Annotated in this window: 20 protein-coding genes; 6 read left to right on the top strand and 14 right to left on the bottom strand. The window is 60.7% G+C overall.

The genetic code is table 11. From position 1 onward, the window contains the following. Nucleotides 1-63: 63 nt before the first annotated feature. From K5R88_RS29840 to K5R88_RS29830, 3 genes are all read right to left on the bottom strand, one after another. The gene (locus K5R88_RS29840) at nucleotides 64-1,212 is read right to left on the bottom strand and encodes a TDT family transporter (RefSeq protein ID WP_226298852.1); all 1,149 of its coding nucleotides are present in this window, start codon (nucleotides 1,210-1,212) and stop codon (nucleotides 64-66) included. A 105-nt stretch (nucleotides 1,213-1,317) separates the two neighbouring features. Then, nucleotides 1,318-1,629, bottom strand: coding sequence for a cupin (locus tag K5R88_RS29835; RefSeq protein ID WP_226298851.1), 312 nt, complete (start codon nucleotides 1,627-1,629; stop codon nucleotides 1,318-1,320). Nucleotides 1,630-1,662: 33 nt separating this feature from the next. Further along, the gene (locus tag K5R88_RS29830; RefSeq protein WP_008043713.1) at nucleotides 1,663-2,562 is read right to left on the bottom strand and encodes a LysR family transcriptional regulator; all 900 of its coding nucleotides are present in this window, start codon (nucleotides 2,560-2,562) and stop codon (nucleotides 1,663-1,665) included. 160 nt (nucleotides 2,563-2,722) lie between these two features. Between K5R88_RS29830 and K5R88_RS29825 the strand changes: the two genes are divergently transcribed. After that, nucleotides 2,723-3,472 carry an SDR family NAD(P)-dependent oxidoreductase gene (locus tag K5R88_RS29825; RefSeq protein ID WP_226298850.1) on the top strand — a complete coding sequence of 250 codons (750 nt, stop codon included), beginning with the start codon at nucleotides 2,723-2,725 and terminating at the stop codon, nucleotides 3,470-3,472. A gap of 45 nt (nucleotides 3,473-3,517) precedes the next feature. Here the strand turns inward: K5R88_RS29825 and K5R88_RS29820 are convergent, their stop codons facing one another. Beyond that, nucleotides 3,518-4,714 (bottom strand): MFS transporter, encoded by a 1,197-nt coding sequence (locus tag K5R88_RS29820; RefSeq protein ID WP_226298849.1) that lies wholly within the window; start codon nucleotides 4,712-4,714, stop codon nucleotides 3,518-3,520. Between the two features lie 91 nt (nucleotides 4,715-4,805). Here K5R88_RS29820 and K5R88_RS29815 point away from each other — a divergent pair, with 91 nt between their 5' ends. Beyond that, nucleotides 4,806-5,345, top strand: a complete 540-nt coding sequence (locus K5R88_RS29815; protein ID WP_192226134.1) for a TetR/AcrR family transcriptional regulator — start codon at nucleotides 4,806-4,808, stop codon at nucleotides 5,343-5,345. Nucleotides 5,346-5,496: 151 nt separating this feature from the next. Continuing rightward, nucleotides 5,497-8,967 carry a hybrid sensor histidine kinase/response regulator gene (locus K5R88_RS29810; protein ID WP_008031826.1) on the top strand — a complete coding sequence of 1,157 codons (3,471 nt, stop codon included), beginning with the start codon at nucleotides 5,497-5,499 and terminating at the stop codon, nucleotides 8,965-8,967. Between the two features lie 116 nt (nucleotides 8,968-9,083). Here the strand turns inward: K5R88_RS29810 and rmuC are convergent, their stop codons facing one another. Next, the gene (gene rmuC, locus K5R88_RS29805; protein ID WP_177318191.1) at nucleotides 9,084-10,448 is read right to left on the bottom strand and encodes a DNA recombination protein RmuC; all 1,365 of its coding nucleotides are present in this window, start codon (nucleotides 10,446-10,448) and stop codon (nucleotides 9,084-9,086) included. A gap of 175 nt (nucleotides 10,449-10,623) precedes the next feature. Further along, nucleotides 10,624-10,947, bottom strand: a complete 324-nt coding sequence (locus K5R88_RS29800) for a sel1 repeat family protein (RefSeq protein WP_032832831.1) — start codon at nucleotides 10,945-10,947, stop codon at nucleotides 10,624-10,626. Nucleotides 10,948-11,944: 997 nt separating this feature from the next. Here K5R88_RS29800 and K5R88_RS29795 point away from each other — a divergent pair. The 3 genes from K5R88_RS29795 to K5R88_RS29785 all read left to right on the top strand — a co-directional run bounded on the left by K5R88_RS29795 (nucleotide 11,945) and on the right by K5R88_RS29785 (nucleotide 15,349). After that, nucleotides 11,945-12,169: a hypothetical protein gene (locus K5R88_RS29795; protein WP_008031832.1), complete on the top strand. Its 225-nt coding sequence runs from the start codon at nucleotides 11,945-11,947 to the stop codon at nucleotides 12,167-12,169. Between the two features lie 1,270 nt (nucleotides 12,170-13,439). Then, nucleotides 13,440-13,922 carry a hypothetical protein gene (locus tag K5R88_RS29790; RefSeq protein ID WP_008033583.1) on the top strand — a complete coding sequence of 161 codons (483 nt, stop codon included), beginning with the start codon at nucleotides 13,440-13,442 and terminating at the stop codon, nucleotides 13,920-13,922. 146 nt (nucleotides 13,923-14,068) lie between these two features. Beyond that, on the top strand, nucleotides 14,069-15,349 hold the full coding sequence (locus K5R88_RS29785) for an OmpP1/FadL family transporter (protein ID WP_226298848.1): 1,281 nt from the start codon (nucleotides 14,069-14,071) through the stop codon (nucleotides 15,347-15,349). Between the two features lie 90 nt (nucleotides 15,350-15,439). On the opposite strand, the gene K5R88_RS29780 is transcribed toward K5R88_RS29785, so the two are convergent. The 8 genes from K5R88_RS29780 to cobU all read right to left on the bottom strand — a co-directional run bounded on the left by K5R88_RS29780 (nucleotide 15,440) and on the right by cobU (nucleotide 20,870). After that, nucleotides 15,440-15,988 (bottom strand): glutathione peroxidase, encoded by a 549-nt coding sequence (locus tag K5R88_RS29780; RefSeq protein ID WP_411736630.1) that lies wholly within the window; start codon nucleotides 15,986-15,988, stop codon nucleotides 15,440-15,442. A gap of 61 nt (nucleotides 15,989-16,049) precedes the next feature. Next, the gene (locus tag K5R88_RS30765; protein WP_008033574.1) at nucleotides 16,050-16,172 is read right to left on the bottom strand and encodes a hypothetical protein; all 123 of its coding nucleotides are present in this window, start codon (nucleotides 16,170-16,172) and stop codon (nucleotides 16,050-16,052) included. Then, entirely contained in the window at nucleotides 16,169-17,377 is a 1,209-nt protein-coding gene (locus K5R88_RS29775; protein ID WP_008033572.1) for an MFS transporter, read from the bottom strand. The genes K5R88_RS30765 and K5R88_RS29775 overlap by 4 nt, the downstream gene beginning before the upstream one ends. A 52-nt stretch (nucleotides 17,378-17,429) precedes the next feature. Next, the gene (locus tag K5R88_RS29770) at nucleotides 17,430-17,834 is read right to left on the bottom strand and encodes a MarR family winged helix-turn-helix transcriptional regulator (protein ID WP_008033571.1); all 405 of its coding nucleotides are present in this window, start codon (nucleotides 17,832-17,834) and stop codon (nucleotides 17,430-17,432) included. Between the two features lie 153 nt (nucleotides 17,835-17,987). Further along, entirely contained in the window at nucleotides 17,988-18,722 is a 735-nt protein-coding gene (locus tag K5R88_RS29765) for an adenosylcobinamide-GDP ribazoletransferase (protein ID WP_226298847.1), read from the bottom strand. 2 nt (nucleotides 18,723-18,724) lie between these two features. After that, entirely contained in the window at nucleotides 18,725-19,300 is a 576-nt protein-coding gene (gene cobC, locus K5R88_RS29760; protein WP_226298846.1) for an alpha-ribazole phosphatase family protein, read from the bottom strand. After that, nucleotides 19,297-20,352, bottom strand: a complete 1,056-nt coding sequence (gene cobT, locus K5R88_RS29755; protein WP_226298845.1) for a nicotinate-nucleotide--dimethylbenzimidazole phosphoribosyltransferase — start codon at nucleotides 20,350-20,352, stop codon at nucleotides 19,297-19,299. The genes cobC and cobT overlap by 4 nt, the downstream gene beginning before the upstream one ends. Then, nucleotides 20,349-20,870 (bottom strand): bifunctional adenosylcobinamide kinase/adenosylcobinamide-phosphate guanylyltransferase, encoded by a 522-nt coding sequence (gene cobU, locus K5R88_RS29750; RefSeq protein ID WP_008033566.1) that lies wholly within the window; start codon nucleotides 20,868-20,870, stop codon nucleotides 20,349-20,351. Before cobU ends, cobT begins: the two co-directional genes overlap by 4 nt. Nucleotides 20,871-20,883 lie beyond the last annotated feature (13 nt).

The following is a 20,883-nucleotide window of genomic DNA, read 5'->3' as shown; positions in this document are numbered from 1 at the left end:
AGAGAGTGGCGTGGATACTGTGATTGGAATGCCGCACGCCGATCCAGGCCACACATTACCCGGTTATTTGTTTAAACCTGCAATGCACGGCGAGACAAACAACTCCCCCCGCCACGCGCCTTGTACCGTGCGTTTGGCAACGATCAGCCACATCACCGCCAGCAACGCCACCAGCACACAGCCAAAGGCATTGAAAAACGCCAGGTTCAACGTGCTTCCCAGTTTCAACGTTGCCAGAGAATAGACGCCCAGCGGAAAGGTGAAGCCCCACCAGCCGAGATTGAATGGGATCCCGGCGCGCAGGTAACGCCCGGTGATCAGCAGCGCAATCAGCATCCACCACAAACCGAAGCCCCACAGCGTGATCCCCGCTACCAGCCCCAGCCCCGCCGCGATTTCACCCAGGCCGGCAAGCCCGTTGGCGGCGAAGATGGCCGGCGCGTCGGCGCCCAGCAGCAACATGCCCAGTGCCCCGGTGCCAATCGGGCCGAGCGCCAGCCAGCTCGACGCGGCCATGTTTTCGTGAGGCAGTTTGTGCAGCGCCATGCGCAGCATGAGAATGGTCAGAATGCTGAACGCCACCGGCAGGGAAAATGCCCAGAGCACGTAGCTCGTCACCAACACCACCAGCTGCCCATGGGCCTCGGCCAAATGCGGCGCCAGCAACCCGCCACTAGCGGCCGCCACTTCCGCCGCCACCACTGGCAACAGCCAAACGGCGGTCATCTGATCGATGCTGTGTTCCTGGCGGGTGAACATCATGTAGGGAATCAGCACACCGCAGGCCAGCGACATCGCCACGTCCAGCCACCACAGCAGCGCGGCCACATGGACGACACCCTCACCCCAGCGCGGCAGGCCAAACAGCAGGAAGCCATTGATGATGGTCGCCAACCCCATGGGAATCGTGCCGAAAAACATCGAGACCGTGGAGTGCCCGAAAATCCGCCGGGCCTCATCGAAGAACAGCAACCAGCGCGCCGCGTACAGCGCCGTGAACAAGATGAACAGACCGATATTGAACAGCCAAAGGGCTTCGGCGATCGCGTGCAAACCTGGGGTCGCGCCAGGCAACTGGGCCAAGGCCAGCGCCAGGACGCCCGTGCCCATGGTCGCGGCGAACCAGTTCGGGGTGAACTGGCGGATGACCTCGCGCGGGTGCTGCAAGTGGCTGAAAGGTTTGTAAACGGGGGTGGCGTTGGGGCATGTCATAGCGAACTCCTGTCCTCTGTTGAGGTGGAGTTCAGGGTAGGTCCAAATCGAATATCTATATAACGGGTAATATCTCTAACTGTTATCTGTTTTGTAGATATAGCATCAAACGCTGCCTTCCGATTCGATCACCAATATCCTCGCCACCCCCAGCGGATGCGCCACATGCTCGGTACCCACCGAGGCGTAAAAGATATCGCCGACCGCCAACATCACCGCTTTCTCCTGGCCTGCTTTGCGATAGCGCATTTGCACCTGGCCATCGAGCACAACGAACACTTCCTCGCCATCATTCACATGCCACTTGTATGGTTGATCGGTCCAGTGCAGACGCGTGGTGATGCCGTTCATGCTGGCGATGTCCAGCGCTCCCCAGGCACGGTCAGCGGTGAAGGATTGGCTGCGAATGATCTTCATGGGCGGTCCGTCGAAAGAAATGACGTGCCAAGGCTAACCCAAACCGGCGAACAGCTGCGCCAGCCAATCGATAAATACCCGAACCCGGTTACTCAGGTGCCGGTTCGGCGGATACAGCACGTGAAACGGATACCGGGGCGGGCGCCAGTCCTGAAGAATCGGCACCAGCTCGCCACGCTCGATGTGCGGTTGCACGGTGTATGTGAACGTGTGGATCACCCCAAGTCCCGCCAGCCCCGCGGCCAGATGAGCGTTGCTCTCGTTGACACTGAATGCTCCCTGCCCCCGAATCTCGAACTTTTCACCGTTGCGCTCGAATCGCGCCGGCATTACCCGCCCGGTACGCGCCGAGTGATAACTGACGATGCGATGATTTTTCTCAAGGTCTCGCGGGTCCGTCGGGGTGCCAAAACGTTCGAGATAGCCGGGGGTGGCGCAGGTGGTCCATGACGACAGGCCCAAGGGGCGTGCAGCCATGGAGAGTTCGGTCAATGGCCCGCCGCGAATCACGCAATCGACGTTTTCGCTGATCAAGTCCACGGGCCGATCGCTGACACCCAACTCGACCTGGATGTCCGGGTATCGGGCATAGAAATCCGGCAATGCGGGGATGATCAGGATCGTCGCCACCGAGCCGCCGACATCGACGCGAATCCTGCCGCGCGGGTGGCCCTGGGCACTGGCGAAACTGTTGTCCAGATCGTCCAGCTCCACCATCAACTGCAAGGCGCGCTCGTAGTAAGCCATGCCATCCGCCGTCACCGTCAGCCGGCGCGTGGTGCGCTGTAACAGCCGCGCACCGAGGTGTTCTTCAAGCTCGGCCACCAGTTTGCTGACCGAGGTTTTTGGCATGTTCAGCGAGTCGGCGGCCCTGGTAAACGAACCGGCCTGCACGACGCGGGAGAAAACACGCATGGCCAACAGTTGATTCATGACAGACATCTCAAGGGACAAGCCTTGAGTATTGTCCACAACCATGTACAAACAAACCAGATTCAGGCGATTTTTCCGATGAATCTTCCGGCATAGAGTTTGTTCAACGGCGCACGACAGTGCCAGGAACTTACTTAACGACTCAGCGGAGATTCACCTCATGAGCAACACACTCACAGGCAAGGTTGCACTGATCACTGGCGGCACCACCGGCATCGGCCTGGCATCGGCTCAAGCGTTCGTCGATCAAGGCGCCACGGTGTTCATCACCGGCCGCCGCCAGGCCGAGCTGGATGCGGCGGTCAGCAGCATCGGTCACAACGTCACCGGGATTCAGGGCGACGTCGCGAACCTTGCCGACCTGGACCGCATCTTCGACGTGATCAGGACCAAGGCCGGTACTCTGGACATCGTCTTTGCCAATGCGGGCGGTGGCGACATGTTGCCCCTCGGCGCGATTACCGAGGAACACTTCGACCGGATTTTCGGCGTCAACGTCAAAGGCCTGCTGTTCACCGTGCAGAAATCACTGCCGCTGCTCAAGGACGGCGGTTCGGTGATTCTCACCGCGTCCACGACCGCCACCAAAGGCACGGAAAACTTCAGCGTCTACAGCGCCAGCAAAGCCGCCGTGCGCAACTTTGCCCGCTCCTGGTTGCTGGATTTGAAAGCCCGCAGTATTCGCGTCAATGTCATCAGCCCCGGCCCGATTCACACGCCAGGCCTGACCGAACTTGCGCCAGCAGACCAGCAGCAGGGGTTGCTGGATTACCTCGCCAGCCAAGTGCCGATTGGCCGCCTTGGAACGCCATCGGAAGTGGGTAAAGCCGCGGTGTTCCTCGCCTCGGATGACAGCAGCTTCATCAATGGGATCGAGTTGTTCGTCGATGGCGGATTTGCACAGATTTGATCGCTGCACACAAAAACGCGGCGCCTTGAACGGCGCCGCGTTTTTTTATGGATGACCGGTCGCGCTGCACACTTCGGCAGGTCGCGGCCGCATCAACGCCAGCAACGCACCGACCGACAGGACAATCAGCACGGCACCATAACCATCGGTGGTCGCCACCAGGCCAAACGTGCGCGTCAGATTCCCCGCCAGCAACGACGGCAAGCAGAACGCCAGGTAACTGAGCACGTAATACGCCGACATCAACCCGGCCCGCTCATGGGGCTGCGCCAGCGGAACCAGGCTGCGCACCGCGCCGAGGAAACCGGCGCCGAATCCGCAACCGGCCACCAGCGTGCCGAGGAAAAACAATGGCAGGCTGGCGCTGTGCACGCCCAGCAACAGCAACACGAGGCCGATGGGCAGTAACGTGCCGCCCAGCAACAGCCCTTTGGCGGCAGGCCGGTTGCGCAGGGTGAAGATCATCAGCGCGCCGGTCAGCGTCAATGCGGCGACTGCCGCTCCCCCCATCAGGTTCGAGGTGGAACCGGTGGCCGTGCGCAGCAACGAAGGGCCGAGCGAGGCATAAAAACCGCCGAGCGCCCAGGTCGCGATATTCAGCGGCAACACTCGCCACAAGGTCGAGCGAGCCTGGGTCGGCACATGCAGGGTCGGACGCAACGAGGCCCATGCCCCCGGTTGCGAACTGACGCTTTCCGGCAGGCGCCAGACATACAGCGCCTGCATCACAAACAGCGCGAACAACACCCAATAAGTGAGCTGCAGCGGCAGCGGCGCAAACTCGGCCAGCAAGCCGCACCCCACGGCGCCAACCGCCATACCAAGCAGCGGCGCGACACTGTTGATCAGCGGCCCCTGCTGGCGATCGGTGTCCAGCAGCGCGGCGCTCAATACCGCGGTGGCCATCCCGGTCGCGAACCCCTGAAGCACCCGCGCGCCGATCAACCACGCCACGCTGTCGGCATTGATAAACAACAGCATCGCCAGCAGGTTCAGCAGGACGGCGCTGAAAATGACCGGCTTGCGTCCCAGATAGTCCGAGAGCGAACCGACCGTCAGCAGCGCCACCAGCAGACTGATGGCGTAGATGCCGAAAATCACGGTCAAGGTTGCTGCCGAGAAATGCAGCTGCTCCTGATACAAGTGATACAACGGCGTCGGCGCCGTGGAAGCGGCGAGAAAACTCAGTAAAGTGATCGCCAGAAACCACAGGGTTGAACGGTTGGAAACAGAACTCGACATGCGCACACTCCGCAAAAGCTAATTTTTTGCTTTTGCGGAGTGTGCTACTCGTCTGCGCTTAAAGCAAATTCTTTGTGTTAAGGTCCGCTCCATGGCTATTAAAGAAGGTTTACGCCCCGGCGGCCGCAGTGCCCGGGTGCAAGAGTCGATTCATTCGGCAGTCCGTGCGCTCCTCGAAGAACAGGACCGCTCCACCGTGACCGTCCCGCAAATCGCGGCTCGCGCGGGGGTTACGCCGTCGACCATCTATCGGCGTTGGGGCGATCTGTCGGCCTTGCTGGCGGATGTCGCCCTGGCGCGCATGCAACCCGACAGCGAGCCTGCCAACACCGGCAGCCTGCGCGGGGATGTGCAGGCCTGGGCCGAGCAGTATCTGGACGAGATGAGCTCCGAACCTGGCCGCAACATGCTGCGCGATGTGCAATCGAGCCCGACGCCGGGTCTGTGTGTGACGATCATTGGCGGGCAGTTGCAGATGATTCTGGATCGTTATCCGGATGAGCCGAAACCGGGTGTTGATCGGCTGATCAATCTGATGGCGGCGCCTACTGTGTTTCGCATTCTGTTTTCGCCGGCGCCGCTCGAGGTTGAGGAGTTGCATCGGTTGATCGAGATTGCGTTCAGTCAGTGATGACGCCTTCGCGGGCAAGCCACGCTCCTACAAGAACAACCCTGCGACACCCCGCCACTCCACGACCTTGGTCGACACTGACTAACGCGGACGGTCGTGCGAGACTGTCTGTTCGGGCTGTCGTCCCGTGTGTCTTTTGTCTGGAGTTTCCATGTCGCTGTCCAGCGGGCTGATCGCCGCCGTTGCCCTGGCCTATATGGCCATCATGTTCGCCATCGCCTTCTACGGTGACCGTCGCAGCGCGCCGCTGCCGCCGCGAGTGCGCGCCTGGGTGTACAGCCTGTCGCTGGCGGTCTATTGCACCAGCTGGACGTTCTTCGGTGCCGTCGGCCAGGCCGCCGAACAACTCTGGTCGTTCCTGCCGATCTACCTCGGGCCGATCCTGCTGCTGGTCTGCGCGCCGTGGGTCCTGCAAAAAATGGTGATGATCAGCAAGCAGGAGAACATCACCTCCATTGCCGACTTCATCGCCGCCCGCTACGGCAAATCCCAGTCACTGGCGATTGTCGTGGCGCTGATCTGCCTGGTCGGCGTGCTGCCCTACATTGCACTGCAACTCAAAGGCATCGTGCTCGGGGTGAACCTGTTGATCGGTGCCGGTGCCGACGCCATGGGCACCCGCGCCCAGGACACGGCGCTGATTGTGTCGCTGGTGCTGGCGTTGTTTACCATCGTCTTCGGTACGCGCAACCTCGACGCCACCGAACACCACCGCGGCATGGTGCTGGCGATTGCGTTCGAGTCCCTGGTCAAGCTGTTCGCGTTTCTCGCGGTGGGTGCGTTCGTGACCTACGGCCTGTACGACGGTTTCGACGACCTGTTCGACCAGGCCATGCTCGCCCCACGCCTCGAAGCCTACTGGAAGGAAACCATCAACTGGCCATCAATGGTGGTGCAGACCGGTGTGGCGATGATGGCGATCATCTGCCTGCCCCGGCAGTTCCACGTGACCGTGGTGGAAAACATCGACCCGCAGGATTTGCGCCTGGCCAAGTGGGTGTTTCCCGCCTATCTGGCGCTGGCGGCATTGTTTGTCGTACCGATCGCATTGGCCGGCCAGATGCTGCTGCCAAGTTCAGTGTTGCCGGATTCCTTTGTCATCAGCCTGCCACTGGCCCAGGCCCATCCCGCACTGGCGATGCTGGCCTTTATCGGCGGTGCTTCGGCGGCGACCGGCATGGTGATTGTTGCCAGCGTGGCGCTGTCGACCATGGTCTCCAATGACATGCTGCTGCCGTGGCTGCTGCGTCGCAACAACGCCGAGCGGCCGTTCGAAGTGTTCCGCCAGTGGATGCTCTCGGTGCGCCGCGTCAGCATCGTGGTGATTTTGCTGCTGGCGTACGTCAGCTATCGACTGCTGGGCTCGACCGCGAGCCTGGCGACCATCGGCCAGATCGCCTTTGCCGCCGTGACCCAACTGGCCCCGGCCATGCTTGGCGCGCTGTACTGGAAACAGGCCAACCGCCGTGGTGTGTTCGCCGGCCTCGCCGCCGGTACGTTCCTGTGGTTTTACACGCTGATTCTGCCGATTGCCGCGCACAGCCTCGGCGTGTCGTTGAGCACGTTCCCCGGGCTGGCGTGGTTGCACAGCAATCCGCTGAACCTGCCGCTCACCCCGCTGACCCAAGGCGTGGTGTTGTCGCTGGCGGCCAACTTCACGCTGTTCGCCTGGGTGTCGGTGCTGTCACGCACAAGGGTTTCGGAGCACTGGCAAGCCGGGCGTTTCATCGGCCAGGAAATCAGTGCCCGCCCCAGCGCGCGCTCAATGCTGGCAGTGCAAATCGAAGATCTGCTGCAACTCGCGGCACGGTTTGTCGGTGAAGAACGCGCCCGTCAGAGTTTTATCCGTTTCGCCTATCGCCAGGGCAAAGGCTTCAACCCGAACCAGAACGCCGACAGCGAGTGGATCGCCCATACCGAACGTTTGCTGGCCGGTGTACTGGGTGCTTCTTCGACGCGGGCGGTGGTAAAAGCCGCCATCGAAGGGCGGGAAATGCAACTTGAGGACGTCGTGCGCATCGCCGACGAAGCCTCGGAAGTGCTGCAATTCAACCGCGCCTTGTTGCAAGGCGCGATCGAGAACATCACCCAGGGCATCAGCGTGGTCGACCAGTCGCTGCGGCTGGTGGCGTGGAACCGGCGTTATCTGGAACTGTTCAATTACCCGGATGGCTTGATCAGCGTCGGTCGGCCGATTGCCGACATCATTCGCTACAACGCCGAGCGCGGCCTGTGCGGCCCGGGTGAAGCGGAAGTGCACGTCGCACGCCGATTGCACTGGATGCGTCAGGGCCGTGCCCACACGTCTGAAAGACTTTTCCCCAATGGCCGTGTGATCGAGCTGATCGGCAACCCGATGCCGGGCGGCGGTTTTGTCATGAGTTTCACCGACATCACCGCGTTCCGCGAAGCCGAGCAGGCGCTGACCGAAGCCAACGAAGGCCTGGAGCGACGGGTCACCGAGCGCACCCACGAGTTGTCGCAACTCAACGTGGCCCTGACCGAAGCCAAGGGCACCGCCGAGTCGGCCAACCAGTCGAAGACCCGCTTTCTCGCGGCGGTCAGCCACGACCTGATGCAACCGCTGAACGCCGCCCGACTGTTTTCTGCAGCCCTGTCCCATCAGGACGATGGCTTGTCCAGCGAAGCGCAGAAACTGGTTCATCACCTGGATTCATCACTGCGCTCGGCCGAAGACCTGATCAGCGATTTGCTGGACATTTCCCGCCTGGAAAACGGCAAGATCAACCCGGAGCCAAAACCGTTCGTGCTCAATGAGCTGTTCGATATTCTTGGCGCGGAATTCAAGGCGCTGGCCCGGGACCAGGGGCTCAAATTCCGCGTTCGCGGCAGCACGCTGCGGGTCGACAGTGACATCAAACTATTGCGGCGGATCTTGCAGAACTTCCTGACCAACGCCTTTCGCTACGCCAAGGGGCCAGTGCTTTTAGGGGTTCGCCGGCACAAGGGTGAACTGTGCCTGGAGGTCTGGGACCGTGGTCCGGGGATCCCGGAAGACAAACTGAAAGTGATTTTCGAGGAGTTCAAACGCCTCGACAGCCACCAGACCCGTGCCGAGAAAGGCCTGGGCCTGGGCCTGGCGATTGCTGACGGGCTGTGTCGCGTTCTGGGCCACACCTTGCAAGTGCGTTCCTGGCCGGGGCGCGGCAGCGTGTTCAGCGTCAGCGTGCCGTTGGCTCAGGCGCAAATCGCGGCGCCGGCCAACGTCACCGAACTTAACGGCAAACTCCTGAGCGGCGCACAGGTGCTGTGCATCGACAACGAGGACAGCATCCTGATAGGCATGAACAGTTTGCTGACCCGCTGGGGTTGTCAGGTCTGGACAGCGCGCAATCGCGACGAATGCGCGGCGTTGCTCAGCGATGGCGTACGTCCGCAATTGGCGCTGGTGGATTATCACCTGGACGACGGCGAGACCGGGACCGAGTTGATGGCGTGGCTGCGCACCCGTTTGGGCGAGCCGGTGCCCGGTGTGGTGATCAGCGCCGATGGGCATCCCGAGACGGTGGCGCAGGTGCATGCGGCGGGGTTGGATTACCTGGCCAAACCGGTGAAACCGGCGGCGTTGCGGGCGTTGTTGAGTCGGCATTTGCCGTTGTAGATCGGCAGGTTTTTAGTGATGTGGTGTTTTGACGGACGCCATCGCCGGCAAGCCGGCTCCTACAGTTGAGAACGCGATTTACTGTAGGAGCTGGCTTGCCGGCGATGCTTTTGAGATTACTCGGGCAACTCGACCAGGCCATCAACATCCGTCATCGCCCGCTCCAACAGGTCCGCCGGCAGACTCTTGCTGGCCCGCGCGCCGAGCAACTTGAGCTGCTCGCTGCGGCTGACCAGGTTGCCACGGCCTTCCGTCAGCTTGTTGCGCGCCGAGCTGTAGGCCTTGTCCAGTTGCTGCAAGCGATTGCCGACTTCATCCAGGTCCTGAATGAACAACACGAACTTGTCGTACAGCCACCCTGCCCGCTCGGCGATTTCCCGGGCGTTCTGACTCTGCCGTTCCTGCTTCCACAGGCTGTCGATGACACGCAGGGTGGCCAGTAACGTGGTCGGGCTGACGATCACGATGTTGCGGTCGAACGCTTCCTGAAACAGTGTTGGCTCCGCCTGCAACGCCGCGGAAAACGCCGCTTCGATGGGCACGAACAGCAAGACGAAATCCAGGCTGTGCAAGCCGTCGAGCCGTTTGTAATCCTTGCCGGCCAGGCCTTTGACGTGGTTGCGCAGCGACAGCACGTGCTGCTTGATGGCGATCTGGCCGATGGCATCGTCTTCGGCCGCCACGTATTGCTGATAGGCCGTCAGGCTGACCTTGGAGTCGACCACCACCTGCTTGTCGCCCGGCAGATAAATGATCACGTCCGGCTGGAACCGCTCGCCATCCGGGCCCTTGAGATTGACCTGGGTCTGATACTCGCGGCCCTTCTCCAGACCGGCGTGCTCAAGCACCCGCTCGAGAATCAGCTCACCCCAGTTACCCTGGGTCTTCTGCCCTTTCAAGGCGCGGGTCAGGTTGGTCGCTTCGTCGCTCAGGCGCAGGTTCAGCTGTTGCAGACGCTCCAGCTCCTTGGCCAGCGAAAAGCGTTCGCGCGCCTCGGCCTGATAGCTTTCCTCGACGCGTTTTTCAAACGACTGGATGCGCTCTTTCAACGGATCGAGCAACTGCCCCAAACGCTGCTGACTGGTTTCGGCGAAGCGCTGCTCGCGCTCGTCGAAGATCTTGCCGGCCAGCTCGGCGAACTGGGCACGCAGCTCGTCCCGCGAGCCTTGCAGGTCACTGAGACGCTGCTGATGGCTTTCCTGTTGCTCACGCAGCTCGGCATTCAGCGAGGCGGCTTGAGCGTCCAGGCGACGCAACTCAACGTCTTTGCCGGCGCGCTCGATGTTCCAGGCATGAGCGGCGTCGCGGGCGTCATCACGTTCGATCTGCAGCAGTTCAACTTCACGGCGCAAGGCGGCGAGGTCTGCCTGCTTGGCGGCGTTGGCCTGCCCCAGGTCAGCGATTTCGTCGCGAGCAGCTTCGAGCTGGGCATTCAACCCATCCTGAGCCAGGTTGGCCATGGCCAGACGCTCTTCCAGCAGTGCAACCTCTGACTGCGTGGTGTTCGCACGGCGCTGAAGTTGCCAGGCCAATACCAGCAACGGCAGTGCAGCACCCGCCAGACCGAGCAATATGCTGGTCAAGTCCATCGCCATAGCCAATCCTGCCCGTTCGATAAAGCTTGAAGGTTAACCAAGGTGTCAGGTCTTGGACAGCTCAGTCTTCGATCAGACCGAGTTCCTGTTGAGCGCGCCGATCCCCGGCCCGCGCGGCCTGACGCAAGAGGTCCTGGCCGATACGACGGTCCCGGGCATTCCCGCATTCGCGGCACATCAACTGACCGAGACGGCTCTGCGCGGCCACCACGCCTTCACGCGCCGGCTGCTTGAGCAAACGCCCGGCGAAATGTTTGACGTTGTGGTTTTCGCCCAGGCGCGGGCTGTCCAGCAGCCATTCGGCCACACGCATCGAAAAGCGCTTGGGTGGGGTGACGCTGGTAGGTGTCGAGGTTGCGGGAGCTGGTACTGAGCGAAACTTCATAAAGCACTGTGGGGCAGATCGGAAGGCGCGCCACTCTACTCTTTTTTTCTTACAGGTAAAGCCTAAAAAAACCCGGCACGCCCGTCCTAGAGCAAGCGCTCGGGACAATCCACAGAAGCTGTGGATAACTCAGTGGACAACCGCCCTTGAACTCTCGCAAAGCCCTGTGGAATGGGGCTCGCAGTCAAACTGACGATTTTTTCACCAGTAAAAAAAACCGATGTTTTTCATTGACTTAAATTTTGGTTACAGGCACCCACTACGTTTGAAGGGCAGATGACAGTGGGGTGACAGTCCGCGCAACTTATGTGCACAAGTACCTTCGAGGCAGTTATATCCATGCGCTTTTTCGGCGCATTTTCTCACCTGGCTTGGGGATAAACCCTGGCGAACCCATGATCCAGACCGGTTTCGAACCGACGAACGTCGACGACCGATGGTCGGAATCTGTGCCATTACAGGGCGAAACCGGCGCTCTCTGGCTGTGGGTAAGCGCCAGTCCGCACACAAATGGCGGCATCCGGGAGATGTTTTTGACTAACACACTTCCTTTCTGCAATTCAATCCGTTAGTATCCGCGGCGTTAGTACCAAGCTGAAAGTCAATTCTGGTCGAACAAATCCTCCCGGTCAGCCTTCCCAAAGGAAGCCTCAACCGAACAAGCGGGATCGACCACCTCGATGGTTTCCAGGTAAAACTTGCGCCAACACAGCCTTTGAATCGAAAGCAAAGGGTGTTGCGAAGCTCACTTACTCTGACCGAACCAGCCTGCAAATTGATCAGGATCTTCACCCCGGGCCCAGAACCTTTGCCCTTGATGTGTTGCCTGCCCTCCTAAGTACCTACCTGCCAGCCCAAGCGCGCCAACTTAATCAGCGCTTCAAACTGGCTGCTTTGTTCCAGTCGGGTTCTTCGTTCGACCAATGGTGGTCGTCGTCACTGGAACGTTTTAATTTTGCACGGTTCTTATCCGTGTCGCTTGTAGGAACACCCATTAATGACTACTCAAATCCACACCCAGGATGCCATTCGCACCCTAACCAACGCTTTTGCACCAATGAACTGCCTGATCATGGCCGCTCGCAAAGGCTGCTTCAGTTTCACTCTGGTCAACGAACACGGCATCGCTCGTCACAGCGAACGCCTGTACCCCGATCAATACTCCAGCGCCGAGCCGCTGCAGGCCGTGATCGAGCGTACCCGTCAGGCACTGGTTGCCTGAGACGCCAGAAACGCTGAAAACCTCAAAAGCCTCGCCTTGAAAAGCGGGGCTTTTTATTGCCTGTTGTTTCGTGTGCGGGCTTTGGTTTGGTTTTGGTGGTGAGTACATATCCGTTTCTTCGGTCACGGCTGACATTGGTTTCGCCCTTACGGCGAGTCACTTGGAAGAGCCCCAAGTAACCAAGGGCTCTTGCCCCTTTCGTTCGGTGCCTCGCTGTGGCTCGGCATCCCCTCGCTCCGGCCCTGCTCCGTGGGCCCGCCGCCATCGGCCATCCATGGCCGGGGGCGGCTAACCCGGCATCCATGCCGGGTTGCCCACTGCGCAGAACCTCCACTCGGCCTCTCGAGGGGGCGCTCAGATCAAAAGCGGAAGGCGAGCTAACGCTCGGCCTGATGAGTGGTGGAAATCAAAAGCGTATGGGATTCCCTGTAGGAGCCGGCTTGCCGGCGAAAAACGTCGGGGCAACGCGTTCATTCAGGCAGCCCGCGTTATCGTTGGCGTCCATCGCCAGCAAGCTGGCTCCTACAAGGGAAATGCAGATGTGTTTGGATAAATACGATCAACTGTAGGAGCCGGCTTGCTGGCGATAGCGGCGGGTCAGCGACACATGTATCGCCTGAAAGGACGCCATCGCCAGCAAGCCGGCTCCTACAGGGGAGCGGTGTACAAATCCGGAATGAGTGAACGCAGCAGTGAAGGAGAACGCGTGCACCAAAGAGCCAGGTCGGCTTTCAGGCCGCCTCGGCGGCTGTGGCGGTAGTCGCCCCCTCGAGAGGCCGAGTGGAGGTTCTGCGCAGTGGGCAACCCGGCATGGATGCCGGGTTAGCCGCGCACGGCCAGGGATGGCCGATCGCGGCGGGCCCACGGAGCAGGACCGGAGCGAGGGCATGGCGAGCATTAGCGAGGCACCGAACGAAAGGGGCAAGAGCCCTTGGTTACTTGGGGCTCTGCCAAGTGACTCGCTGTAAAAGCGAAACCAATAGCCGCCGTTACCGAAGAAACGGATATGCACCCAAACGAAAGCCCCCCCTAAAAAACGGGTCTTTTTATTGCCCGATATTTCCCTTTTCACAGCCGCCGCGTAAGCACTAACCGATATAACGGTTATAACTGTCTGCCGGAAATATTTTAAAAACAGACCTTTACAGCGCGAATATGACACTACACTTCAACTCAAGCGGCTTGAACCGCTTACGGCGAGCCTGAGTCGATCCACCCGCTGCCAACGCTAAGTTCAGGACTCGCCGACCACTTCTTGTTCGAGGGTTTTATGGGTATCGCTGCCAGCGAACTGTGCCGTTATGTGATCCGTCCGACACTGATCTACCTGGGACGCCATAGCGCGACCGCCGAATCCCTGCTGCTGGGCATCGCCGCCAGTCAGTCAGCCCTTGGTTCCGCCCTGCATGACCGCCGTGGACACGGCTTGTACCGAATCGCCGAACCCCGCCACCAGGCACTCTGGGACCATTACCTGGCACTTGATCCGGAACGCGCGAGCCTGGTGCGCGGACTGGCCAGCCAGCATGCGTTCCTCAGCGGCCCACACCTCGAACTGACCGTTAACCTGCGTTACGCCACAGCCATCGCCTGGCTGCTGGTCGAAGAACAGAACACCCCCCTCCCCGAAGCAGACGACTTGCTGGGAATGGCCCGAATCTGGCGCCAGACCTTCCAGCCCCAAGGACGCCTGAGAGATTTCACCTACGCCTGGCAAACCTGTGTATCACCGTTGAATCAAGTCGCCTGCTGAACCCCTCGCTCAACAAGATCGCCCAACAGGTCGCGATTTTGGTCGGATTGTCCTACAAAACCGCTCTAAATCAAGCAATACAGCCTATAGCGCTGGGACGAAAATGTTGGTAATTTTCGCCCCGGTGATCACCAGGAGTTCTAATAATGAAAAAAGTAATGCTCAAAACCACCCTTAGCCTCGCCGTTGCCTTGGCATCCACCCAAATCTTCGCAAGTGGTTTTGCCCTCAACGAACAAAGCATCAGTGGGATGGGCACTGGTTTTGCCGGGCGATCTTCTGCTGCCGACGACGCATCCACCGTTTTTGGCAACCCTGCCGGTATGTCTCGCCTCAAGCGCGAACAAGTGACCGGTGGTGTTGCATTTATCGACGCGCACGCTGACATCAGCGATGCAAGCTCCCGCCCGAATAGTGGTACCAACAAAGGTGACATGGTCCCTTTCATGGGCGTACCCATGGGCTACTACGTAAAGCCAATCGATGACCAGTGGGCTGTCGGTTTCGGCGTCTACGCGCCATTCGGCCTGGTGACCGACTACGAGAACGGCTTCGCCGGCAAATACTTCGGCAGCAAGAGCGAAGTCAAAATCGTCACCCTGCAGCCAACCGTCAGCTACGCCTTCAACGACAAGGTGTCGATCGGTTTCGGTCCGACCATCAACCGCATCGACGGCAAGCTGGAATCGAACCTGTCGCTGAACCCGCAGGCAGCGGACGGTACCGTCAAGATCAAGGGTGACGACACCGCTATCGGCTACAACATCGGTATCATGGTTCAAGCCCTCGAAAGCACTCGCCTCGGCCTGACCTATCACTCGAAAGTGAAGTACAAGCTGGACGGTGACACCAAGGTCAACTACGGCGTACTCGCGGCGCTGGGCCAGAACCCGAACCAGAAGTTCGACGCTTCGCTGGACATCACCACGCCAGAGTCCGTGGACTTCTCGGTCACTCATCAGCTGGACGACAAGTGGACCCTCTACGCAGGCAGCACCTGGACTCGCTGGAGCCGCCTGCAAGAAATCACCGTCGAGAACGAAGGCGTTCCTGCCGCCTTGGCCGCACGCGGCCTTCGCACGATCACTGAAGAGCAGAACTGGCACGACACCTGGGCTCACGCCATCGGTGCCTCCTATCAGTTGAACAAGCAATGGGTGCTGCGTACCGGTCTGTCCGTCGACCAGGCGCCGACCAACAACGAAAACCGTTCCCCGCGCATTCCGACTGGCGATCGCAAGATCTTCAGCCTGGGCGCTGGCTGGAGCCCGACCGACGACCTGACCATCGACGTAGCGTATTCGTACCTGCGCGAAGAGTCGGTCAAGGTCAACAACAGCAACGGTGCTCCTCGCAACCAGACCTACAACGCCAAGTATGAAAACTGGGCGAACGGTTTCGGCATTGGTGCGACCTACCGCTTCTGATGTGATTCACGGCGAGCCTGAACCCCTCGCCGCCTGAATCAAAAAAGCCCCGCGCTCTTTACAGAGGCGGGGCTTTTTAGTGGGCGTCGATCAGGGTTGTGAAGCCAGGGCTTTTTCCACGGCGGCGATGAATTCTGGATCGTCAGGGGTGGTGAGGCTGGAGAAGTTGGCGATCACCTTGCCTTTGCGATCGACCACATACTTGTAGAAATTCCACTTCGGCGCATCGCTTTGGGCGGCAAGTACCTGAAACAGATGAATCGCATCATCACCGCGAACCTTCTGCGTCTCGGTCATGGTGAAGGTCACGCCGTAATTCACGTAGCAAACCTTGGCAGTTTCCGCACCATCCTTGGATTCCTGCTTGAAGTCATTGGAAGGCACACCGATCACCTCCAGCCCCTGCCCCTTGTAACGCTGATTCAGCGCCTCCAGGCTTTTGAACTGCGGGGCGAAACCGCAAAAGCTCGCGGTGTTGACCACCACCAGCGGTTTGCCGGCGAAGCGCTGGCACAGGTCGATCGTTTCCTTGGCCCGCAGCTTGGGCAACGAGCCTTGCAAAAGCTCAGGGCACTCGTCGGCCGCTTGAGCCAATCCGGTAAACGCCATGAGTAACGCGGGAACGGCAAGCCAGCGCATCAGCATGTCCATGCATCCTTGAAAAGTCGTCTGCAATGAACTTACTCGCCCTCACATCCTGCTAGCAAGCGCCCATGCCCAATTGCATCAACGCCAGCCCGCCCTGATGCCAGCCCCACCACGCCAGGGCCAGCAGCAACAGGCCGCCCGCTGCCACGGCGATTCGTGGCCAGAGGCTGTTCATGTCGCGCTCATCCGGGTTTGCAGGCGCGCCACCGGCCGCTCACGCACTGGCCAATTCAAGGCAGCCGCCAACAGGCTCAAAAGAATCGCTACTTGCCAGATCAAGTCATAACTCCCGGTTCGGTCATACACCACCCCGCCCAACCAGCCACCCAGGAACGATCCGAGCTGGTGGAACAGGAAAACGATCCCACCGAGCATGGACAGATTTCTTACGCCGAACAAGGTCGCCACAGTGCCGTTGGTCAACGGCACCGTCGACAGCCACAGGAAGCCCATGGCCATGCCAAACAGATACGCCGTGGTTGTCGTCACCGGCGCCCACAGAAACAGGACAATCACCACGGCCCGCAGCACATACAGACCGGTGAGCAAACGCGGCTTGGACATCCGCCCGCCGAGCCAGCCCGCTGTGTAAGTACCGAAGATGTTGAACAACCCGATCAGCGCCAGCACCGTCGTGCCGACCGTGGCGGGCAAATGCTGATCCACCAGATACGCCGGCAAGTGCACACCGATGAACACCACCTGGAAACCGCAGACAAAAAAGCCGAACGACAGCAGCCAGAATCCCGAATGGGAACAGGCTTCGCGCAAGGCTTCGGAGAGGGTCTGCTCGTGACCGAGAACCGGCAACGGCTTGTCCTTGAGCATGCTCACCAGCGGCACGATCAGCGCCACCAGCAGGCCCAGCGCCAGCAATGCCGCCGACCAACCGAGCCAACCGATCAAACCCAGCGTGCCAGGTACCATCGCAAACTGGCCAAAAGAGCCGGCAGCGCTGGCGATACCCATGCCCATGCTACGTTTCTCCGGGGGTACCACGCGGCCAACCACGCCCAGGATCACCGAAAATGAGGTGCCCGACAGCCCGATACCGATCAATAGGCCCGCGCTCAGCGACAGGGTTACCGCCGAATCAGACAAGCCCATGAACAGCAGGCCCATCGCGTAGAGCACACCGCCGATCAGCACCACTTTCGCCGCGCCGAAGCGGTCGGCCAACGCGCCGGTAAAGGGCTGCGCCAGGCCCCAGATCAGGTTCTGTAAGGCGATGGCAAAGGCAAACGTCTCACGCCCCCAACCGAACTCGGCACTCATCGGCGCCAGAAACAGCCCGAAGCCATGCCGCACGCCCAGAGACAACGCAAGGATCAGCGCACTCCCCACTAAAACCCAACCGCAAGTACGCCACATCGATGTCATTCTTATTCTCCGGTAGCGGGTATATACCCGCTTAAGATCGGAAAAACTGGCGTCAGGCCAGTTCGTCCAGCAGCTTCAGCAAAATTTCGCGTTTTTCGGCGCCCAGACGATCAACCAGTCGCTGTTGCGCCGCCTCCCAGGCCGGCAAGGCCGCTTTCAGGCGTTCAGCGCCGGCCTCGGTCAACCTGACGATGCGATTACGCATGTCTTCGCCCTCGACCAGCATGACCAGACCGTCGCCTTCCAATACCCGCAGGTTGCGCCCGAGGGTGCTGCGGTCCAGGCCCATGGCTTCCGCCAGGGTGGAAATACTCGGTTCATTCAGACGCTGCAGATTGCACAACAAAGAATACTGGGCAACGTTGATTCCGAAGCCGTCGAGAGCGCCGTCGTAGTGCCTGCTGACGCCACGGGCGGCGCGACGCAGGTTGATGCATAAACATTGAGAGTCGAGCATGGTGCGTGTATATACCCGCGGTTGAATGAATGCAAATTTTTGATACAAAACCCTGTAGGAGCGAGGCTTGCCCGCGAAGAATGCCCCGCGGTCTAACAGAAAAACTGAGTTATCGTTCTTCGCGGGTAAGCCGGATCGCCGTACCGCTCGCTCCTACAGGAACAGTGCAAGGCCAATCAGTAAAACCATCTCCAGCAATTCCAGCAACGCCCCCGCCGTATCGCCTGTCGTCCCGCCCAATCGCCGCAGCATCACCTGCCGCAACCAGACAAACACCAGCGCCGCCAACACCAACGCCACGACGCCGCCGAGCCCTGCAATCAGCACACAAGCCAATGCACTGACCGCCAGCACCTGCTTGCCGGCCAGACGCGGCAGATGATCGGCCAGCGCCTGCCCCAAGCCACCGGCCCGTACATACGGCGTGGTCAGGAACAACCCCAGCAAAGCAGCGCGGCCAATCAACGGAACGATAATCAGGAAAACGCTGTGCTGCTGTTCAATCAATGCCAGCAACGCCGCGAACTTCAGCAGCAACACCAACACCAGCGTGACCACCGCTATCGGACCGCTGCGCGGGTCCTTCATGATCGTCAGCGTTCGCTCGCGATCGCCAAAACCACCCAGCCACGCATCGGCGCTATCAGCCAGGCCGTCGAGGTGCAACGCACCGCTGAGCAACACCCAAACCGTCAACAGCAACGCCGCGTGCAACAACAACGGCGTGCCCGACAACACCCAGTTCAACGCCCACAAGATCCCGCCGAACAGCAGCCCCACCAGCGGATAAAACAGCAGCGAGCGCCCCAACTCCTGCGGCGCCGGCATGCCCGGCAGACGAATCGGCAGGCTGCTCAGAAATTGCAGGGCGATCCAGAACGGCAACATGGTCAGATCGCTTCCTTGAGAATGACGCCGGGTTCGACGTTCAACGAAAACAGCGAACCATGGCCCACTTCAACGTTGAGCAACTGCTCACGCGGCAACCCCCGCGCCTGCGCCAGCAACAAACGCATGACACCGCCGTGGCTGATCAGCAACACACGCTCGCCCGCGCAGGCAGCCTGCAAACGCCCGACCGCGGCCAGCACTCGCGTCGAAAAATCCTCGACCCGCTCACCCTGCGGCGGCGTAAACGAATAGGGGTCGGCCCAGAACAAACCCAGCGCCTCGGCATCCGTTTCCATCAGCGCCGCTGCGCTCTGCCCTTCCCAGGCACCGAAATGCAGTTCCTGCAGATCTTTATCCAGCTGCACGGGCAAACCCAGTTTCGCACCAAGCTCTTCGGCGAACCGCGCACAGCGTTGCAATGGCGAACTGACCAGACGATCCCATGGCCCCTGCGCGACCACCGCTGCGCGCATCTGCGCCCAGCCTGTGGCGGTCAGTGCATCGTCGAGGCTGCCGCGCAAACCGCCGCCCAGTTCGGTTTCGCCGTGACGCAACAGGTCCAGGCGCAAGGTCATGCCGGACGGTCCGCCACGGCGGCTTCGGCGAAGGTCGCCATTTGCCCGTGGAGGTCACACGCCAGGCGCAGCAACGGCACGGCCAACGCCGCGCCGCTGCCCTCGCCCAAGCGCAGACCGAGGTCCAGCAAGGGTTCGGCGTTCAGGGTTTCCAGCACATGGCGATGACCTGGCTCGGCACCGCGATGCCCGAACAACAGCCACTCGCGGCAATGCGGATTCAAGCGCACCGCCACCAATGCGGCGACGCTGCAAATGAACCCGTCCACCAGCACCGCGACACCTTCCTGGGCACACGCCAGATACGCGCCGACCAGTGCGGCGATTTCAAAACCGCCGAGGTTGAACAGGGTTTGCAGTGCATCGCCACGCTGAGCGCTGTGCAAGGCCAAAGCCCGTTCGATGACCTGAGCCTTATGACTGACACCCGCCGCGTTCAGACCGGTGCCCGGCCCGGCCAGATGCACCACCGGACAATCCAGCAAGGCACAGGCCAACGCACTGGCAGCCGTGGTGTTGCCGATGCCCATCTCGCCGCCGATGAACAACTGCGCGCCCGCCGCAATGGCGCGCTGCACGCTGTCGCGACCGGCCTGCAAGGCGAGTTCACCCTGGGCTTGAGTCATGGCCGGGCCGTCGACAAAATTCGCGGTGCCGGCACCGATGTTCAAGTGGCGCACGCCCGGCAGATTCAACGACGGCGTGACCGTGCCGAGGTCGACCACTTCGAGCGACGCGCCGAGCTGGCGCGCCAACACACTGATCGCCGCGCCACCGTTGACGAAGTTGTGCAGCATCTGCCCGGTGACTTCCTGGGGAAACGCCGACACACCTTCGGCGACCACGCCATGGTCGCCGGCAAAAATCGCGATCCACAGCTGATCCAGGCTCGGCTTGACCTGCCCCTGCAATCCCGCCAACTGCACCGCCACCGACTCCAGCCGCCCGAGGGAACCGGCCGGTTTGGTCAGTTGCTGTTGCCGGGCTTCAGCCTGCTCGACGGCTTGGGCATCGATCGGCTTGCACGGGTTCAGCCACCAGGATTGAGTCATAACGCAGTTCCTTTCAGAGTCAGGGGCAGGCCGGCGACGGTCAGGACGACTCGCTGACAGCGCTCGGCCAAAGCTTGATGCAGCCAACCGGCTTCATCGACGTAGCGGCGAGTCAATTCGCCCAGCGGTACGACACCCATTCCGGTCTCGTTGCTGACAAAAATGATTTCACCCGGCAGTTCGGCCAGGCAGTCCAGCAGCGCTTCACGTTCGGCCGTCAGGCGCTCGGCGTCGTCGAGCATCAGCAGATTGGTCATCCACAGGGTCAGGCAATCCACCAGCAGGCAACGCTCGGCACGGGCGGTTTCGCGCAGGACGCGGGCCAGCTCAACGGGCTCTTCGATCAGCGCCCATTCGGCTGGACGACGGGCGCGGTGGTGGGCAACCCGCTCGCTCATTTCACCGTCCAGCGGTTGGCTGGTGGCGATGTAGGTCACCGGGAGCTGGCTGTCTGCTGCCAGTTTTTCGGCCAGGCGACTTTTGCCGGAACGGGCGCCGCCGAGGATCAGTTGCAGCATGGTTCATTCCTTC

Origin of the sequence: Pseudomonas sp. MM213 (assembly GCF_020423045.1) — a bacterium.
In the GTDB taxonomy this organism is placed as follows: Bacteria; Pseudomonadota; Gammaproteobacteria; order Pseudomonadales; family Pseudomonadaceae; genus Aquipseudomonas; species Aquipseudomonas migulae.
This window is presented reverse-complemented; position numbering and strand designations above follow the sequence as displayed.

Coding starts and splice junctions, on each gene's coding strand:
- K5R88_RS29840 (WP_226298852.1), bottom strand. CDS start 1,212: ATGACATGCCCCAACGCCACCCCCGTTTACAAACCTTTCAGCCACTTG.
- K5R88_RS29835 (WP_226298851.1), bottom strand. CDS start 1,629: ATGAAGATCATTCGCAGCCAATCCTTCACCGCTGACCGTGCCTGGGGA.
- K5R88_RS29830 (WP_008043713.1), bottom strand. CDS start 2,562: ATGAATCAACTGTTGGCCATGCGTGTTTTCTCCCGCGTCGTGCAGGCC.
- K5R88_RS29825 (WP_226298850.1), top strand. CDS start 2,723: ATGAGCAACACACTCACAGGCAAGGTTGCACTGATCACTGGCGGCACC.
- K5R88_RS29820 (WP_226298849.1), bottom strand. CDS start 4,714: ATGTCGAGTTCTGTTTCCAACCGTTCAACCCTGTGGTTTCTGGCGATC.
- K5R88_RS29815 (WP_192226134.1), top strand. CDS start 4,806: ATGGCTATTAAAGAAGGTTTACGCCCCGGCGGCCGCAGTGCCCGGGTG.
- K5R88_RS29810 (WP_008031826.1), top strand. CDS start 5,497: ATGTCGCTGTCCAGCGGGCTGATCGCCGCCGTTGCCCTGGCCTATATG.
- K5R88_RS29800 (WP_032832831.1), bottom strand. CDS start 10,947: ATGAAGTTTCGCTCAGTACCAGCTCCCGCAACCTCGACACCTACCAGC.
- K5R88_RS29795 (WP_008031832.1), top strand. CDS start 11,945: ATGACTACTCAAATCCACACCCAGGATGCCATTCGCACCCTAACCAAC.
- K5R88_RS29790 (WP_008033583.1), top strand. CDS start 13,440: ATGGGTATCGCTGCCAGCGAACTGTGCCGTTATGTGATCCGTCCGACA.
- K5R88_RS29785 (WP_226298848.1), top strand. CDS start 14,069: ATGAAAAAAGTAATGCTCAAAACCACCCTTAGCCTCGCCGTTGCCTTG.
- K5R88_RS29780 (WP_411736630.1), bottom strand. CDS start 15,988: ATGCGCTGGCTTGCCGTTCCCGCGTTACTCATGGCGTTTACCGGATTG.
- K5R88_RS30765 (WP_008033574.1), bottom strand. CDS start 16,172: ATGAACAGCCTCTGGCCACGAATCGCCGTGGCAGCGGGCGGCCTGTTG.
- K5R88_RS29775 (WP_008033572.1), bottom strand. CDS start 17,377: ATGACATCGATGTGGCGTACTTGCGGTTGGGTTTTAGTGGGGAGTGCG.
- K5R88_RS29770 (WP_008033571.1), bottom strand. CDS start 17,834: ATGCTCGACTCTCAATGTTTATGCATCAACCTGCGTCGCGCCGCCCGT.
- K5R88_RS29765 (WP_226298847.1), bottom strand. CDS start 18,722: ATGTTGCCGTTCTGGATCGCCCTGCAATTTCTGAGCAGCCTGCCGATT.
- cobC (WP_226298846.1), bottom strand. CDS start 19,300: ATGACCTTGCGCCTGGACCTGTTGCGTCACGGCGAAACCGAACTGGGC.
- cobT (WP_226298845.1), bottom strand. CDS start 20,352: ATGACTCAATCCTGGTGGCTGAACCCGTGCAAGCCGATCGATGCCCAA.
- cobU (WP_008033566.1), bottom strand. CDS start 20,870: ATGCTGCAACTGATCCTCGGCGGCGCCCGTTCCGGCAAAAGTCGCCTG.